General features: G+C 47.5%; 11 protein-coding genes and 6 tRNA genes. 9 read left to right on the top strand and 8 right to left on the bottom strand.

Annotated features, from left to right (window positions below):
- Window positions 1–7 precede the first annotated feature (7 nt).
- The 4 genes from SP90_RS03670 to SP90_RS03685 are packed head-to-tail and all read right to left on the bottom strand — an operon-like array spanning window position 8 to window position 3,381.
- On the bottom strand, window positions 8–832 hold the full coding sequence (locus SP90_RS03670) for a hypothetical protein (RefSeq protein ID WP_066852722.1): 825 nt from the start codon (window positions 830–832) through the stop codon (window positions 8–10).
- 56 nt (window positions 833–888) lie between these two features.
- Window positions 889–2,004, bottom strand: a complete 1,116-nt coding sequence (locus SP90_RS03675) for an LptF/LptG family permease (RefSeq protein ID WP_066852725.1) — start codon at window positions 2,002–2,004, stop codon at window positions 889–891.
- On the bottom strand, window positions 2,005–3,168 hold the full coding sequence (locus SP90_RS03680; RefSeq protein WP_157471183.1) for an LptF/LptG family permease: 1,164 nt from the start codon (window positions 3,166–3,168) through the stop codon (window positions 2,005–2,007).
- 27 nt (window positions 3,169–3,195) lie between these two features.
- Window positions 3,196–3,381, bottom strand: a complete 186-nt coding sequence (locus SP90_RS03685) for a hypothetical protein (protein ID WP_066852728.1) — start codon at window positions 3,379–3,381, stop codon at window positions 3,196–3,198.
- Window positions 3,382–3,538: 157 nt separating this feature from the next.
- Between SP90_RS03685 and SP90_RS03690 the strand changes: the two genes are divergently transcribed.
- From SP90_RS03690 to SP90_RS16440, 9 genes are all read left to right on the top strand, one after another.
- A complete protein-coding gene (locus tag SP90_RS03690) occupies window positions 3,539–4,348 on the top strand; it encodes an undecaprenyl-diphosphate phosphatase (protein ID WP_066852731.1) in 810 nt (269 codons plus the stop codon).
- A gap of 102 nt (window positions 4,349–4,450) precedes the next feature.
- Window positions 4,451–4,527 (top strand) — tRNA-Met (locus tag SP90_RS03695).
- A gap of 36 nt (window positions 4,528–4,563) precedes the next feature.
- Window positions 4,564–4,640, top strand: a tRNA-Met gene (locus tag SP90_RS03700).
- A gap of 36 nt (window positions 4,641–4,676) precedes the next feature.
- A tRNA-Met gene (locus tag SP90_RS03705) sits at window positions 4,677–4,753 on the top strand.
- Between the two features lie 36 nt (window positions 4,754–4,789).
- A tRNA-Met gene (locus SP90_RS03710) sits at window positions 4,790–4,866 on the top strand.
- Window positions 4,867–4,902: 36 nt separating this feature from the next.
- Window positions 4,903–4,979 (top strand) — tRNA-Met (locus SP90_RS03715).
- A gap of 36 nt (window positions 4,980–5,015) precedes the next feature.
- Window positions 5,016–5,092, top strand: a tRNA-Met gene (locus SP90_RS03720).
- 278 nt (window positions 5,093–5,370) lie between these two features.
- Window positions 5,371–6,453, top strand: a complete 1,083-nt coding sequence (locus tag SP90_RS03725; RefSeq protein ID WP_066852734.1) for a DUF6765 family protein — start codon at window positions 5,371–5,373, stop codon at window positions 6,451–6,453.
- Window positions 6,454–6,604: 151 nt separating this feature from the next.
- On the top strand, window positions 6,605–6,907 hold the full coding sequence (locus SP90_RS16440; RefSeq protein ID WP_331710482.1) for a hypothetical protein: 303 nt from the start codon (window positions 6,605–6,607) through the stop codon (window positions 6,905–6,907).
- Window positions 6,908–7,035: 128 nt separating this feature from the next.
- Here SP90_RS16440 and SP90_RS03735 read toward each other — a convergent pair whose 3' ends face one another.
- From SP90_RS03735 to SP90_RS03750, 4 genes are all read right to left on the bottom strand, one after another.
- Window positions 7,036–10,995: an efflux RND transporter permease subunit gene (locus SP90_RS03735; RefSeq protein WP_066852858.1), complete on the bottom strand. Its 3,960-nt coding sequence runs from the start codon at window positions 10,993–10,995 to the stop codon at window positions 7,036–7,038.
- An 18-nt stretch (window positions 10,996–11,013) separates the two neighbouring features.
- On the bottom strand, window positions 11,014–13,194 hold the full coding sequence (locus SP90_RS03740; RefSeq protein WP_066852740.1) for an efflux RND transporter periplasmic adaptor subunit: 2,181 nt from the start codon (window positions 13,192–13,194) through the stop codon (window positions 11,014–11,016).
- Window positions 13,195–13,257: 63 nt separating this feature from the next.
- A complete protein-coding gene (locus SP90_RS03745) occupies window positions 13,258–13,518 on the bottom strand; it encodes a TRASH domain-containing protein (RefSeq protein ID WP_066852743.1) in 261 nt (86 codons plus the stop codon).
- A 20-nt stretch (window positions 13,519–13,538) separates the two neighbouring features.
- Window positions 13,539–14,870, bottom strand: a complete 1,332-nt coding sequence (locus SP90_RS03750) for a TolC family protein (RefSeq protein ID WP_066852746.1) — start codon at window positions 14,868–14,870, stop codon at window positions 13,539–13,541.
- Window positions 14,871–15,059: the final 189 nt, after the last annotated feature.

The raw sequence follows: 15,059 nt of genomic DNA on the forward strand, positions 1-15,059 counted from the left end.
TGAGAAATTATACTTCGGAAAGAAGAGAAAAACGTCGATGAATAAACCACTGTGGCACTAATTGCGGCCAAATCCAGCAGCCTTCCTGCCCTGCTCCTAATGAAACAGGTACGGTGTCCGGCACAGTATCCACTACATCCGCCTCGCAACAAATAGCTGCAAGAGAAGAGACGGTTGCAAAATCATCCGCTGCCACATCCACAATGCTCAAATCAGGATGCGCCCATGAAAGCAAATCACGGTCAAAGGCACCACCGGAAACAATGCCGATAGACTTGTACTGCGGTTCAAACCAGACCTGTACTCCGCCTGACAATACACCTGCGTTATGAACAACCTGTCTTGCATCATCACCAAGCGCGAGAATTCTACCGCTCGCTCCTTCCACAGACAGCTCGTCCAATAACGTCGCAGTCTGTTCCTTGCTCACCTGCACGGCCATTTCTATGCCTGCCAGTTCAAGTGCAGCAAGACATTCCGCCGCAACAGGAGTTTCACCGGAGAACACCACGAGGATGTCTTCCACACCACTGAGTAGTGGCATCATTGCAGCAGCCAGCAATCGAACACCGGACACATAGGAGGAGTCAACAATCACGGCTGTCCAGTCAACAGGACGGCTCTCTGCAATAGAGATATGCCCCTGCCGCCAATGGTTCTCCTGCCTTCCCCATGTAACCTGAGGAGTGCCGTACAACACATGGAGCCTTGCAATGGTTGTTTTCAGCCATGCGCGACGATTATCCGGCACGGCATCGTACGCAGAGCCGAACTGCTCATCATCGAGCGCAACGGACTCCAACCATTCAGGAAAAAAGCTATTATCAAACATATATACTCCATACATGCATAGTCGCAAGTATGACAAATATTATTATATTTACGGAATTACGAATTACTGCCGGAAAGGGTCATCGATGACGTCTTTTTCACGCGGGAACGTGTGTACCAGAGAATTCGTCCAAGCGTTATGACAGCAAATAATATATTGGAGAACCATGCTCCGAATACCGGATTAATATATCCCCGCTCGCCAAGTGCCCCAAACCATGTAAAGAGCGCATAAAACGCAAAGGTAAGGATAAGGCCGACAGAGACATTGATATACAGGCTGTCTCTCCAAGTGAGCAGCATAAGCGCCACAAGCCCCATGATGACAACCGCAGCTGCATACGCAATTTTCTGATGATACGTTGTGCGTAACGCTTCCACGTTGGAACCGGACTGTTCAAGCCTCTCGATGGCAGCACCAAGCTCCCACAGCGCCAGACGGTTCAAGTCTGTATCTACAGATACCGTCCTGAAAACTGCAAGCTTTTGCTTTAACGGTACGACAAGCTCCGGCGTATTAACAACAGCATAGCTGCCCGGTTCTGTCTGAATGACGGATGAAAGTACCCAGTCATTCGGGCGCACAACTGCACTTTTCGCTTTGATAACTTCCTGAATAGCATCGCCGCCGTCAGACATACGCATGATGGTCACCCAGTCGGCTCTACCTTCCTTCAGGTACGCTTTTTTCAGGTTCACGACATAGTTGTCTTCAAGGAACCAAATATCAGAAGCGACAGTCTTTTCTGCGCTTTCACCGCGCACATCTTCCTTCCATATCCTTCTTGATTCCACGTCTCCCATTACCCCTAAGTACTGGGAGAACCCGAGCTGTACGACAGCCCAGAACAAACCTATGTAGAGAATGAACCTTGCGAGTGACACAAAAGAAACACCGCCAGCCTGCAGCGCGACAAGTTCCTTGTTACGGGACATTACACACAACTGCACTGTACAGGACAGCAAGAATACCGCTGGAAGAATCTGAGAGATAATCAGCGGCAGCTTACAGATAAAATACAGCGCAACAGTGTAAATACCGAGGCCAGCTTCAATAAAGTCATCCAGTTTTTCAAACAGGTCGGTCAGCAGGTAAATAGCTGTGCCGATCCCGAGAATAAGCAGCATTAAAAACAGATTCTGCTTCAACATATAGCGGGTTAACAGTGTCATTTACTGTCCCCCTTTACGCTTGCCAAAACGCAGAATCACATGCGTAATCATGGCAGTCACGTTTATGGTTCGCTCTTTAGCGGTCAGGTACAGTCCAACCACAGCCAGCACAGCAAACAGCGCATTCGGAATCCACAGGCTGATGTCCGGTGGAAGCCCTCCTCCGCCTTCGCCGCTTTTCATACTGATGGAAAGCAGACTGTAGTACACAAGGAAGTTACCAAGAGCCATAACTACGCCCATCTGCTGGCGCATTCCCTCAAAGGCACAGGCCAGCGGCATGGCAAAAATACCAAGCACGATGCACGCGAACGGCATAGCCCAGCGTTTCGGGATTTCAACATCTGTCTTGCGGATAAAAGACTTACTTTCAGCAAGGGAAGGATCTTTCTTAATCGCCTGTAACTGCGCATACGACATGCCGGAAGGACGCAGCTTTCCTAAATGCACACCTTTTACAAGCTGTGACAAAGAAAGACGCACAACGTACTGGTTGAACCCGAGCACGCTGATCTGGTTTTTATCCTGACGATAAATTTTACCGTTATGGAGGACAAAGCGGATTTCGCCCTGCTTGGTATCAGAAATAATTTTGCCCTTTGGAGCAATGATCGTCACGCCGCCAGTATCTTTACTGGTATCCTGAACAAGCACGTGTTCCAGATCGCCGGTGGCAAGACTGGAACTGCGTGAATAAATCATAAGTTTCGGGATAGAGTTATTAAACACACCCGGCTGTAAAACTACTTTTGCGCGGGTCTGGGCTAACTCAAGAATGGATGAACGGAAGTTGTCCATTCCCCATGCAATACCGAACATGGATACCCACAGTGTAAGTACGGTACACAGGGAACCAAAAACTACAGGTGCCGGAAGAAGTTGATACAGGCTGACGCCGCCTGCTTTCAATGCCACAAGTTCCCTGTCGGAGCTCATACGCAAGAAGGTAAGAAACACGGACAGCATGGTGGCTATAGGAATAATCATAAGCAGAACAGCCGGAATCAGGTAGCCGAACAGCTTCAGCATTTCAATCAACCCGATATCCAGCCCGAGAAACAGCTCTCTGAGCTGCAATACTTTTCCGATTACGATCAGGAAAACTAATGAAAACATGGACAGACAGAAAATGGAAACGTGTTCCTTAAAAATCTGTCTGTGCACTAAACTTACTCTAAACAGAACAGCCCCCTAATGGTCACTTTCTGATTGTTTAAAAAAATTATTAAGCATTTCTGCTTCCTTGGGGCTCAGATTGAAACGCATACCAGCCTGATCCAGCAACCGCCTCAAGTTAGCCGGATGCTCTTTCAAATGTTCCTGTACGTAGGCAACAGCTTTTCTTACAAGTTCACTCTTAGGCATTATCGTTGCCATTTTCAGCTCCTTGTTATTAGTGGTAGATACAACCTGAACCTTTCACTTGGAAAAACATGGCAATCTAACTTACTAACCCGCGCCTTGCAACTCACTCTACTATACTGTATTTTTCTAAGGTTGTTGCCATTAACACTAAACCATATACGATTTATATATGACTGAACTTTATTCCGCTGTTATTCTTGGCATTATCGAAGGTTTGACAGAATTCCTTCCTGTATCTTCTTCCGGTCATCTCATCATCGCCGGACACCTTCTTGACTACACCGGCCCAAAAGCGGCTGTTTTTGAAGTGTTCATCCAGCTAGGCGCTATCCTTGCTGTTGTAGTCCTCTATCTTAACAGATTTTTAGGATTACTGAAGAACACACCGGAAATCCCGTTCTCCGGCATTCGCGGGCTCTGGATGCTTTTTCTTACCTCACTGCCAGCCAGTATTTTAGGGCTTCTTCTGGCAGGGTACATTAAAACATACCTGTTCAACCCCATTACCGTATCCTTTGCTTTAGGCATTGGTGCGATATTTATTTTATGTGTTGAAAAGTATGCGCCATCACACGATACCGATAAAGCAACCTTTCATTCTCTGGATGACATGACGCCAAAGCTTGCGCTCGGCATCGGCTGTTTTCAGTGTCTTGCCCTGTGGCCGGGTTTTTCCCGCTCCGCCGCAACAATAATGGGTGGTATGCTCTTAGGCGCGCGCCGCACTCTTGCCGCTGAATATTCATTTCTGGCAGCAGTACCTATCATGTTTGCAGCAACCGGATACGACATGCTGAAACATTATCAACTGTTTACTACTGCCGATCTTCCCTTTTTTACTGTAGGATTCGTAGTCTCATTCATCTCCGCCCTTATTGCAGTAAAAACCTTTATCACTCTTGTGGGTAAGATGACGTTTAAACCATTCGCTTGGTACAGACTTATTGTTGCACCGTTAGTATACTTTTTCTGGACATAGTTTTTTGACGGTAAAACGACTTTTTTTCAAAAAACGCTTGCATTGTGCGTGAGATTTCCTTAAACACTCTCCCGTCGCAACGAAGTGTGACGCACAAGAGATGGCGAGGTAGCTCAGTTGGTTAGAGCATGCGGCTCATATCCGCAGTGTCGGGGGTTCAATTCCCTCCCTCGCTACCATCTTATTACACACTTTAGGCCGACCACATACTTGATGGCGAGGTAGCTCAGTTGGTTAGAGCATGCGGCTCATATCCGCAGTGTCGGGGGTTCAATTCCCTCCCTCGCTACCATCTTATTACACACTTTAGGCCGACCACATACTTGATGGCGAGGTAGCTCAGTTGGTTAGAGCATGCGGCTCATATCCGCAGTGTCGGGGGTTCAATTCCCTCCCTCGCTACCATCTTATTACACACTTTAGGCCGACCACATACTTGATGGCGAGGTAGCTCAGTTGGTTAGAGCATGCGGCTCATATCCGCAGTGTCGGGGGTTCAATTCCCTCCCTCGCTACCATCTTATTACACACTTTAGGCCGACCACATACTTGATGGCGAGGTAGCTCAGTTGGTTAGAGCATGCGGCTCATATCCGCAGTGTCGGGGGTTCAATTCCCTCCCTCGCTACCATCTTATTACACACTTTAGGCCGACCACATACTTGATGGCGAGGTAGCTCAGTTGGTTAGAGCATGCGGCTCATATCCGCAGTGTCGGGGGTTCAATTCCCTCCCTCGCTACCAACGAAACAGTAAAGGCTCATAGATTTTATCTATGAGCCTTTTTATTTTCAAAGCTGCTTATGCCTTTCCGAAACTAACTTCTCAGTAGTTTTCACATTGCCTATCGATTCTCCTCACACAAATTCAACGCAACTACATGTAAAGCACAAAGCTCCCTTCCTGCATGGCTCATAGCAACGACCAATTCTCGATTCTGCACTACAGTATAAATCAATAATCTAATTAACAGCATAAATGTGAACCTATATCGTGCATGAAATTTATTATAGGAGAGTACTATGCAGTTAGACATGCACTACTATGGAACTTATGCAATGGCGCGTGCTGCAGGGCTAAAGCCAGAAGTAGCAACAACCATCGCGACTGCAGCACAATTTGTAGATGACAATGCTGCAGACAATGATGTTGATTTTAAGGATGGTGGCAAATTCTTAACCGAGGCAACAGCTCATCACCTAGCCTCCACTGAAAACTTTGATAACGATGACCAAAGACAAGTATGGGTTCCTTTTCACTTTTTACCAGGCGGTGAAGGTGAAAGCTATGGAGAAAAACTTCTTTGCCGCAAAGATAGTGCGAATGCACAATCAGTATTAAGTTTTGCACTCAGCTTAAGCGATAGAAACTATGCGCCCGAATTAATCGGTGCAACAGCACATATCTATGCTGATACTTTTGCGCATTATGATTTCTCTGGAGTAAGCAGTCCGTGGAATTATATAGACAACAGCACGTTGACTATTCTGAACGAAAACGATTTTGCTGAAGAATTAAAAGAATACAATAAGCAAAAAGAAAAAAGTTTTTTCGAAAACTTCACATGCCTACTACCAGATAGCCTCACAGGGGGGTGCGCTGAAACTCTCTCATGTGGATTAGGACATGGAGCTGCATGCACACACCCTGATCGCCCTTATCTTCACTGGAGTTTTGTCAGAGAGGAAACAGGGGATACCATTGAACATAACAATATCGAAACGTTTACTGAAGCTTCTGAAGCACTTCATACCTTTTTTACCGACTTCGCAAAACACAGACCAGACCTATGTGAGAATGACCCTATGGAGTTCTCTGAAATCAAGGCTGCTGTTCGTGAAGTGATAATGACTCCAGCTGATAAATCTGGACGTATTTCCGCTTGGCAACAAGCTTGTAAAGCAGGAAAAATTACCGGACATAGCGAAACCATCCCCGAATACAGCAGTGATGGTTGGAATGACGAAAGAAATATGCTGAACCATACTGAGTTTTCGCCTGATGCCGTGCAGCATAGCGCTTATCGTTTCTACCAAGCTGCGGCTCTATTGAGAACTTACATCTTACGAGACTTGTTACCTTCTCAAGGGCTCATCGTTGCGTAGCTAATAACAAAAGGGCGGCTAGGAAAACTAACCGCCCTTTCCTTTTCTTTCATTTTAACCAATTAACTCAGAGCTATTTCTTGCTCCCCTATCAATATAAGATTACAGAGTTCCTTATTCAATTAACTGTTTCTCCATAAAAGGCTTATAGATGCACGACGAATTTAATTTTTTTTCCGATACTCAGCAGATGGAGCCAGTTACTACTAAAAATGAACCATGCATTGGCTGTGGCTGGTGCTGCCTGCGTGATCCCTGTTCCGAGTCCCACCAAAAGTACGGGTATACAAAACGATGCCCAGACCTGCTTTGGGACGAAGAAACCACCCGCTATCTTTGCAAGTTGATGCTCGACCCCAAATATAGTGAAGAGGTACGAAAATCTCAGCACGAAGGGCAAGGCTGCTATGCGCCGCTTAATGAATGGCGGAAGGACGTTAAAAATAGAGGGTAATATTCGCTTACCAACACATAAAAAAGCTGCATACCCGCCTTTATTAAAGCAGATATGCAGTTTTCTTACGCTCATATTTGTTGTTGATCGCACCTCATACAATCAACAGTTCTAAGATCTATCTAAATCTACTCCTCAACGTCTCCCTGCCTTTTCAACTTCCGTTCCTCTACCCAGCAATACAGGACAGGAACAACAAATACTGTCAGCAGAGCAATGGACATACCGCCGAATGATGGAATTGCCATTGGCACCATAATATCTGCGCCTTTACCTGTTGAGGTTAGAATAGGCAGCAATGCAAGGATGGTCGTTGCTGAAGTCATCAATGCTGGTCTGATGCGTTTTTTAGCACCTTCCACAACGAAGTTGCGAATTGCTTCAACATCCTTTTGCGTGCTTCCTCTTTTGGATTCATCAAGGAAGGTTGCCATAATGACACCGTCATCCGATGCAATACCGAACAAGGCAAGGAATCCGACCCAGATGGCGACTGACAGGTTGATGGGATGCACCTGAAACAAGTCGCGCATGTGCGTTCCCATTACAGAGAAGTTCAGGAACCAGTCCTGACCGTAGAGCCAGATCATAATAAAGCCGCCTGACCACGCCACGATGATACCGGAAAAGACCATAAGGGTTGTGGTAATGGCATTGAACTGCAAATACAGGATTATCACGATGACCAGCAATGCCAGCGGTAGAATGACAGAAAGTTTTTTCTGTGCGCGTATCTGGTTCTCGTAGCTTCCGGCAAATTCAAAAGACACTCCGGCAGGAACCACAAGTTCGCCGCTGGCAATTTTATCATCCAGAAACGCACGAGCCTGCTCTACTACATCCACCTCTGCATAGCCGGGTTGCTTATCGAAAAGGACATAGCCTAGGAGGAAGGTGTCTTCACTTTTAATTACCTGAGGGCCACGCACATATTTAATGTCTGCCAGTTGTGACAGCGGCACTTGCTCTCCGGTGGCAGAGGCAACCAGAATAGACTCCAGCCCTTCCAGAGAATCTCGCAATTCGCGCTGGTAACGCACGCGGACAGGATACCGCTCTCTGCCCTCCACTGTTGTGGTAATAACACGCCCCCCAACAGCACTGTCGATGACATCCTGCACCTTGGCGATGCTTATCCCGTAACGGGCAATGGCATCCCGATCTATGATGATTTCTATATACGGCTTCCCGACAATTCTGTCCGCCGTCACTGCGGCAGGCATTATCGACGGTATCTGCTTCAAGTATTGCTCCAACTGCAAACCGAACTCTTCAATAACCGGCAAGGTCGGGCCTTTTACTTTAATACCCATAGGAGCACGCATGCCTGATTGCAGCATCACAATACGCGCTGCAATAGGCTGCAACTTTGGTGCACTTGTTACACCCGGCATATCTGCCGCTTTGACGATGGCATCCCAAATATCGTTGGATGACCGTATGCCACTCCACGCTTCCCTGTCCGGATTAATTTCAGGATCAAGCGCCATACGCCAGATTCTGAACGGTCTGCCATCCGGATCAGGAATAAGTCTGCCTGCGGCATCACGCTCATAATACCCTTGAACAAGGTACGGATAACCGTCTTCTGCCGGAAGCAGCTTGTTATCCACTGAACGCATGTAGTCTTTCTTTGCAGAAGTGAATTTGAAGCGCATGCGCTTACCACTTGCATCAAGCAAAAATTCCGGCTTGTAGTTAATCACAGTCTCGATCATGGAAACCGGAGCCGGATCAAGCGGAGTTTCCGCACGCCCAAGCTTGCCTACAGCACTCTGCACCTCCGGTATTCTCTGGATAGCCATATCCTGCTTTGCCAGTACATCCTGTACTTCGCCGATGGATGCGTGCGGCATAGTGGTAGGCATGTAGAGGAAAGAACCTTCATCAAGCGGAGGCATAAACTCTTTCCCAAGACCGGGGAATGCATGCGTTAACGCAGCAACAGGTGTGGTTGCACGAATAGAATCCGGCAACCAACTTGTGAATGTGCCAAAACCGAGCCAGATAATCATTCCGAATGCAGCAATGCTAGTAGGAACGAGCATGAACGCGCCCTTATGGCGCAAAAATCTTCTGAGCAGGAACGGGTACATTTTCTGAAAACCATAGAAGAATGCCATCAATCCGCCAATTGTCCCCGCTACAAACAGCAGGTTGGCAACAGTACCCTTCTCCGGCCCAAGTGGCAGCCAATGCTGCGCAAGCACCACAGTCACAGCAATAATGACCACCCAGTTTTCTACACGCTCTAGCGTGGAACCTAAAAATTCCGGTAAACGGTCACGGAGAATGCGACGTACACCCATGTACCCCACAACAAGCCCGAGCCACCATGTGACCATCGCACCCACTGCCACACCAGCGACGACAAATACAGCCGGTATCAGGTAAGACCTCAGGGTTCCAAACCGTACCTTTCTGCGTGCCTTGAATAATAAGTGCGTCAGTAACGGCAAAACAGTGAGGGAAAGTAAAATAGATGCACCAAGTGCAAATGTTTTGGTATACGCTAACGGTTTGAACAGTTTACCTTCCGCACCGTCCATAACAAAGACTGGCAGAAAACTGATGATGGTTGTGGCAACAGCCGTCATAACGGCGCTACCCACTTCGGATACCCCTTCAAAAACAAGTTTGAAGGAGTCAGCACCGTCTGGAGCTTTTTCAAGCTTTTTTAAGATATTTTCGCATATGATAATCCCCATATCCACCATCGTCCCGATAGCAATGGCAATACCAGACAAGGCAACGATATTGGCGTCCACACCGAGCGTCCTCATGGCAATAAAACACATGAGTACAGCCAACGGCAGTAAGGAGGAGATAACCAAAGAACTCTTGAAGTGCATCACAGCGATGAGCACAACAATGATGGTGATGAGAATTTCTTCAGTGAGCGCGTTATCCAGCGTGCCCAGCGTCTCCTGAATCAATCCGCTTCGGTCATAAAACGGAACAATAGTCAATTTTGAGACGGTTCCGTCTGCAAGCGTTTTACTAGGCAGACCTGCGCTGAGGGTTGCAATTTTGGATTTAAGATTTTTAATAACCGCGAGCGGGTTTTCACCATACCGCGCAACAACCACCCCGCCGACAACTTCAGCACCGTTTTTATCCAGTGCACCGCGTCGAGTGGCTGGGCCAAGTGTTACGGTGGCGACATCCTTAACGGTTATCGGGGTATTATCTTCAACCTTGATTACGGCTTTTTCGAGATCAGAAAGGTTTTTGACAAACCCGACACCACGAATAAGATATTCAACACTGTTAATCTCCATTGTCCGCGCGCCGACATCAAGGTTGGACTGCTTAACGGCTTTAATAACCTGCTGCAGGGTAACGCCATAGGCTCGCATTGCAGCAGGGTTAACATCAATCTGATATTCTTTGACAAACCCGCCTACAGAAGCAACTTCTGATACACCCTCGGCAGACAGCAGCCCATAGCGTACCAGCCAGTCCTGCACACTGCGCAGTTCATCAAGTCCCCAGCCACCAGTAGGATTTCCTTGGGGGTCGCGGCCTTCAATAGTGTACCAGAACACTTGCCCAAGGGCTGTGGCATCCGGGCCCAGTGTCGGCTGTACACCAGCCGGAAGCGTACCGGGGGGAAGACTGTTTAATTTTTCCAGCAACCGTGAGCGTGACCAGTAAAACTCAACATCTTCATTAAATATGACGTAAATGGTTGAGAAGCCGAACATGGAATAACTGCGGACTGTTTTTACCCCGGGAATCCCCAGTAAGGCTACCGTGAGCGGATAAGTAACCTGATCTTCCATATCCTGCGGGGAGCGTCCTGCCCACGCTGTAAAAACTATCTGCTGGTTTTCCCCGATATCGGGAATAGCATCAACCGGAACAGGGTCACGCGGAATACCGCCGAGATCCCAGTCAAACGGCGCAACCATCGCCCCCCACCCGATCATCAGAACGGTGAGCAGGATAACAACCAGCTTTTGTTTTAAGCAAAAATAGATAAGCTTTTCTGTAAAGGTGCGTGGAACAACAGTGCTTACTGATTCAGCGTCAGGGGCTAGAACGCACTCTTGAGGAGTAGCCTTCTTTTCGGGTGTATTTTCCATATCACTCACAGGCTCCCCCTAGTCCACAGCAAGCTGCTTTTTCACTTCGCCGCAATTGAACATTTTTGCCCCGAAATACGGATTACGAATGCTTTCATCCTGCTGCAACCAACTTGCACCTTTGTTGTCAAAGGCCATTGGGCAATGCACCTCAAACACATCACCTTTCAATACAATGCCCATTTTCTTTGCCACATTGAGTAATCCGTTTGAGATAGTGAAAAAACCTTTACGCATTGATTCGATATCGGATGCATTGCGCATTTCCGCAATACCGGTCGTCATCAAGCGTTTGTTGTCTGTCCAGAGTTTGGATGCCTGTTTTGATAAGCCGGAAGCGGACACTGCGTTCAATGACGCAGCAAAACCTTTCAGGGCAACACGCGCACCGTCTGGATTATCCTTACTTAACGCCTCGGAAACACCAATGTATGCGACCAGTGCTGACCCGATCTGGGTTTTAAATTTTTCTGGAACCTGCACAACAGGTACAAGAGATTTCGCTGCGCTTTGCACACCGAATGCTTTTTTCAGTGCTGCATAGTGTGCCTGTGCCAACGCAAACAGTTCATGCTGGCGCTTAAAGGAATCTGCTTCAGCACCTAAAATGCAGTCATTTACCAGCAGCATGCCATGTTCTTTCCACGCGAGCATTGCTTCGCCTTCAAGCATCCATGTTTCTATTGAACGCAGCTTTGTGCCAATCTGCTCGAATAATGCTTTGGTGCGGGCTTCATCTCTTTGCTGCAATGCCAGCTGTAATGCCTCAAAATCCTTATTCATAAAATAGAGCTTAGAAACAAGAATGGAAGGAGCGCCCAAATGGTCAGAACCGTGATCATGCCCTTCATGAGCACTATGATCGACAGAAATATGCCCACCTGCGGTGTCACTCATCATACTTGGTTTGGCTTTAATCTGAAGCGCACTGTCCAGCTTGAATGCCCCGTTGCTGACTACAAGCTCACCTTCTTCAAGGCCGCTTTTAACCACATATGTACCGTTAGACTTTGCGCCGAGTACGATCTCGCGTCCTTCGTATGTGCCTTCTTTTTCAGGATTCTGCACATAAACAATGGCGCGCTTACCCGTTATCAGCGCAGCAGAAACAGGAATCACCAGTGAAGAGTCATCACTGTCTGCTGTCTTTTTCTGCACAGCCTGCACAAACATTCCCGGTTTAAGCTTTCCATTAGGGTTCGCTACCTCAATGCGCACCGCAACGGTACGGGTTTTCTGGTTTACAGCAGGATCAATATATACAATCCGCCCTGTAAACTGCTCACCAGGGAAGGCTTCAGCCGTAAAGGAAACGTTGTCCCCTTCTTTAATCCACGGCAAATCGCTTTCATATGCATCCAGCACAACCCACACAGCAGAAAGGTCAGCAATAGAATACAGCGGTTGTCCCGCCTTTACATACGCGCCTTCCACAACGTCTTTGCGAATAACAATACCCGCCTGCGGTGCATACACCGTAAGGTTTTTTGAAGGGGTGTCTTTTTTGGCAATGGCTGCTATCTGCCCTTCTGATAAACCGAGAAGACGCAGCTTTTCTTTTGCAGCAGCAATATTGTTTTGCACTGATTTTCGTATAATTGAGGAACTTCGGGAGGTGACTTTTGCCATAGCGGCTTGAGCCTGAATCAGGTCAGCCTGAGCAGAATACAGTTCAGGGCTATAGATAACCGCCATAGGTTGCCCTTTGCGAACTGTGCTGCCTGTCTTGGCAATAAGCAGACGGTCGATACGTCCCGCTGTCCATGCACTGATTGTTTCCACGCGGGATTCATCATAATCGACCTTACCGACCATCCGTCGTCCGGCAACAACAGCCTTGCGGACAACCGGTGTTACTTCAACTTCTGCAAGCTTGCGGGCATTGCTATCAAGCTCAATCTGACGATAGCTTTCCGCCGCAGCTCTATTGGCGTCGATTTCCAGTTTAATCAAATCCATGAAACACAGCGGGCACTTCCCCGGCTGAGGCAATTGAATTTGCGGGTGCATAGAACATGTCCAGACAACTTTGCCTTCTGCCTGTCCTTCTTCCGAACCTTGCTTGGCAGAATCCATATGAACAACATCTGTCAGCTCATCACCGGCAGGCATAAATATGCCGGATGCCCATATACCGCCAGCCAACGCAATGGCGGCTGCACCAAAAACAATTTTACCCATACCACGAGGTAACTGCATCTCATTTCTCCAAAACGCCACACGCGCTCCCAACATACCGCGTTGGAAGCGCGTATGAACCAATTATTTAACGACTTCTACTTCAACGCCCTGTTTTTCGAGCTTTTTAATGAAAAACGCAGGGTTCTTTTTAAACTTCGGCAGGCACATCTGGCAGCAGAAATAGACGCGCTTACCTTTATGGTCTGCATAGAGGTCTTTGGTAATTTCGTTGCCCATTACAGGACACTTAGTCTGCGGAGTGCCCGCAAAACCTGCTGTAGCCGGCAACACAAATGTGATGATAGCCAGTGCCAGCACAGTGATTTTTACAAGTGATTTCATTCTCATCTCCTCGTTTTTTTCTAATTAATTCTTACATCAAGTTCAGGCGGTGGTAAGGGCAAGCCTTTCACTTTTGCTGTGTGCTTTTGCAAGACAGGCAACTCTTTCCCCACCAGTTGTTCCAGTTGTGCAATGCGTTGTGCCTGATCTGTCAGGGCACGCGCCTGAGCAATGTACAGCTCAAAATATGTTTTTTCTGCGGCTATAACCTGTTGCAGATCAACCTTACCGCTCTGGTACGCTTCCAGCGTAACCTCAACAGACTGCTCTGCTTTCGGAATCAGGCTTTCATCATATAACGCAATCTGCCGCACAGCATCGCGGTAGCGAAAAAGCTCCAGTTCCAGATCTGCCAGCAGCACATCCTTTCGGCCTTTCTTTGCCTGAATCGCTACCAGCCGCTTTTCCCTGCCTTCCTCAACAGCAGCATCCCTGCTGTCCTGCCATAACGGAATGTTCACACTTACACTTGCTATGACAGGATCATTCCCGTTCTGGGTAGGATTTCCTGACCGAGCTTTATCAGTATATATGGATGTAATCCCCAGTGTGAAATCAGGATAATAGTTCTTCTCTGCCAATACGATTTGTGCATCTGCACTGGCTAACTGCTGATCAAAGCTCAGTAATTCAGGATTTGTCTTTTCCAGAAGTGCGATGAGTTCTTTGCCGTCAATCCCGAGTTCCAGTTCTGCAATATCGGAGAGGTAAACCGGACACTCCACGTCACGCCCCATAGCAGCATTAAGACGTGCCTGTAGCGGGACAAGCATGTCTTCAAGAGAAGCCTTTCTGTTTCGGGTAGAATCAAGCTCGACTTGTGTACGAAGTACGTCTGAATATAAAACGTTTCCGGCAGTGTATCTGGCACGAATGGTTGCTTCTAAAAATTCCAGCAACTCGACCTGCTCACCTGTCAGCTGAATAGCGCGCTGCAAATAGACAAGTTCGTAATAGGCAACCTTCACGTCACGATAAATTTTTGTTTTGATACTGTCGGCTCTGGCCTTCAGCACATCGGAATCGCGCAGGGCAATTTTCTCTTTGGTACTCAGTTTCCCAAGCCACGGAAATTTCTGCGTAAGCCCGTAGCTCATCCGTTGCGGACCGACACGAGTTTCAACAGGAACGATGTACACACCAAAGGTTAATTGCGGATCCGGCAGTGTGGACACTTGCGGAGCCTTTTGCACAGCCGCCTTCCACTTACTGAATGCTGCCAGCAGCTCCCCGTTGTTTTGCGCTGCCACCTTTAAATACGATGGTAACGGATTCGGCTGCTCCTCAGCTGCATATAAATCGCCCACAGCAACAAGCAAGAGCCATACTATAACAAAAAGACGTGAAAACATACTCCCTCTCTTACAGTTATGTCGCACAGGTATAAAACGTATATAATCAAGCAATTACAATGGTAGTTATTATTTTCTGTAAAATATTGGAGTGTGCTTCCGCCCCATCCCTTTCAAATGAGAAGCAAAATCAATACCACACCACTCAATCCTTACTATTTCAGTCAGGTATGGCCACATCTTACTGAA

The sequence above is a fragment of the Halodesulfovibrio spirochaetisodalis genome (assembly GCF_001672295.1).
Lineage (GTDB): Bacteria > Desulfobacterota > Desulfovibrionia > Desulfovibrionales > Desulfovibrionaceae > Halodesulfovibrio > Halodesulfovibrio spirochaetisodalis.

Excerpts from the sequence above, each read along its gene's own strand:
- SP90_RS03740 (WP_066852740.1), bottom strand. The coding sequence starts at position 13,194 with ATGCAGTTACCTCGTGGTATGGGTAAAATTGTTTTTGGTGCAGCCGCC.
- SP90_RS03735 (WP_066852858.1), bottom strand. The coding sequence starts at position 10,995 with ATGGAAAATACACCCGAAAAGAAGGCTACTCCTCAAGAGTGCGTTCTA.
- SP90_RS03675 (WP_066852725.1), bottom strand. The coding sequence starts at position 2,004 with ATGACACTGTTAACCCGCTATATGTTGAAGCAGAATCTGTTTTTAATG.
- SP90_RS03685 (WP_066852728.1), bottom strand. The coding sequence starts at position 3,381 with ATGGCAACGATAATGCCTAAGAGTGAACTTGTAAGAAAAGCTGTTGCC.
- SP90_RS16440 (WP_331710482.1), top strand. The coding sequence starts at position 6,605 with ATGCACGACGAATTTAATTTTTTTTCCGATACTCAGCAGATGGAGCCA.
- SP90_RS03690 (WP_066852731.1), top strand. The coding sequence starts at position 3,539 with ATGACTGAACTTTATTCCGCTGTTATTCTTGGCATTATCGAAGGTTTG.
- SP90_RS03725 (WP_066852734.1), top strand. The coding sequence starts at position 5,371 with ATGCAGTTAGACATGCACTACTATGGAACTTATGCAATGGCGCGTGCT.
- SP90_RS03750 (WP_066852746.1), bottom strand. The coding sequence starts at position 14,870 with ATGTTTTCACGTCTTTTTGTTATAGTATGGCTCTTGCTTGTTGCTGTG.
- SP90_RS03745 (WP_066852743.1), bottom strand. The coding sequence starts at position 13,518 with ATGAAATCACTTGTAAAAATCACTGTGCTGGCACTGGCTATCATCACA.
- SP90_RS03670 (WP_066852722.1), bottom strand. The coding sequence starts at position 832 with ATGTTTGATAATAGCTTTTTTCCTGAATGGTTGGAGTCCGTTGCGCTC.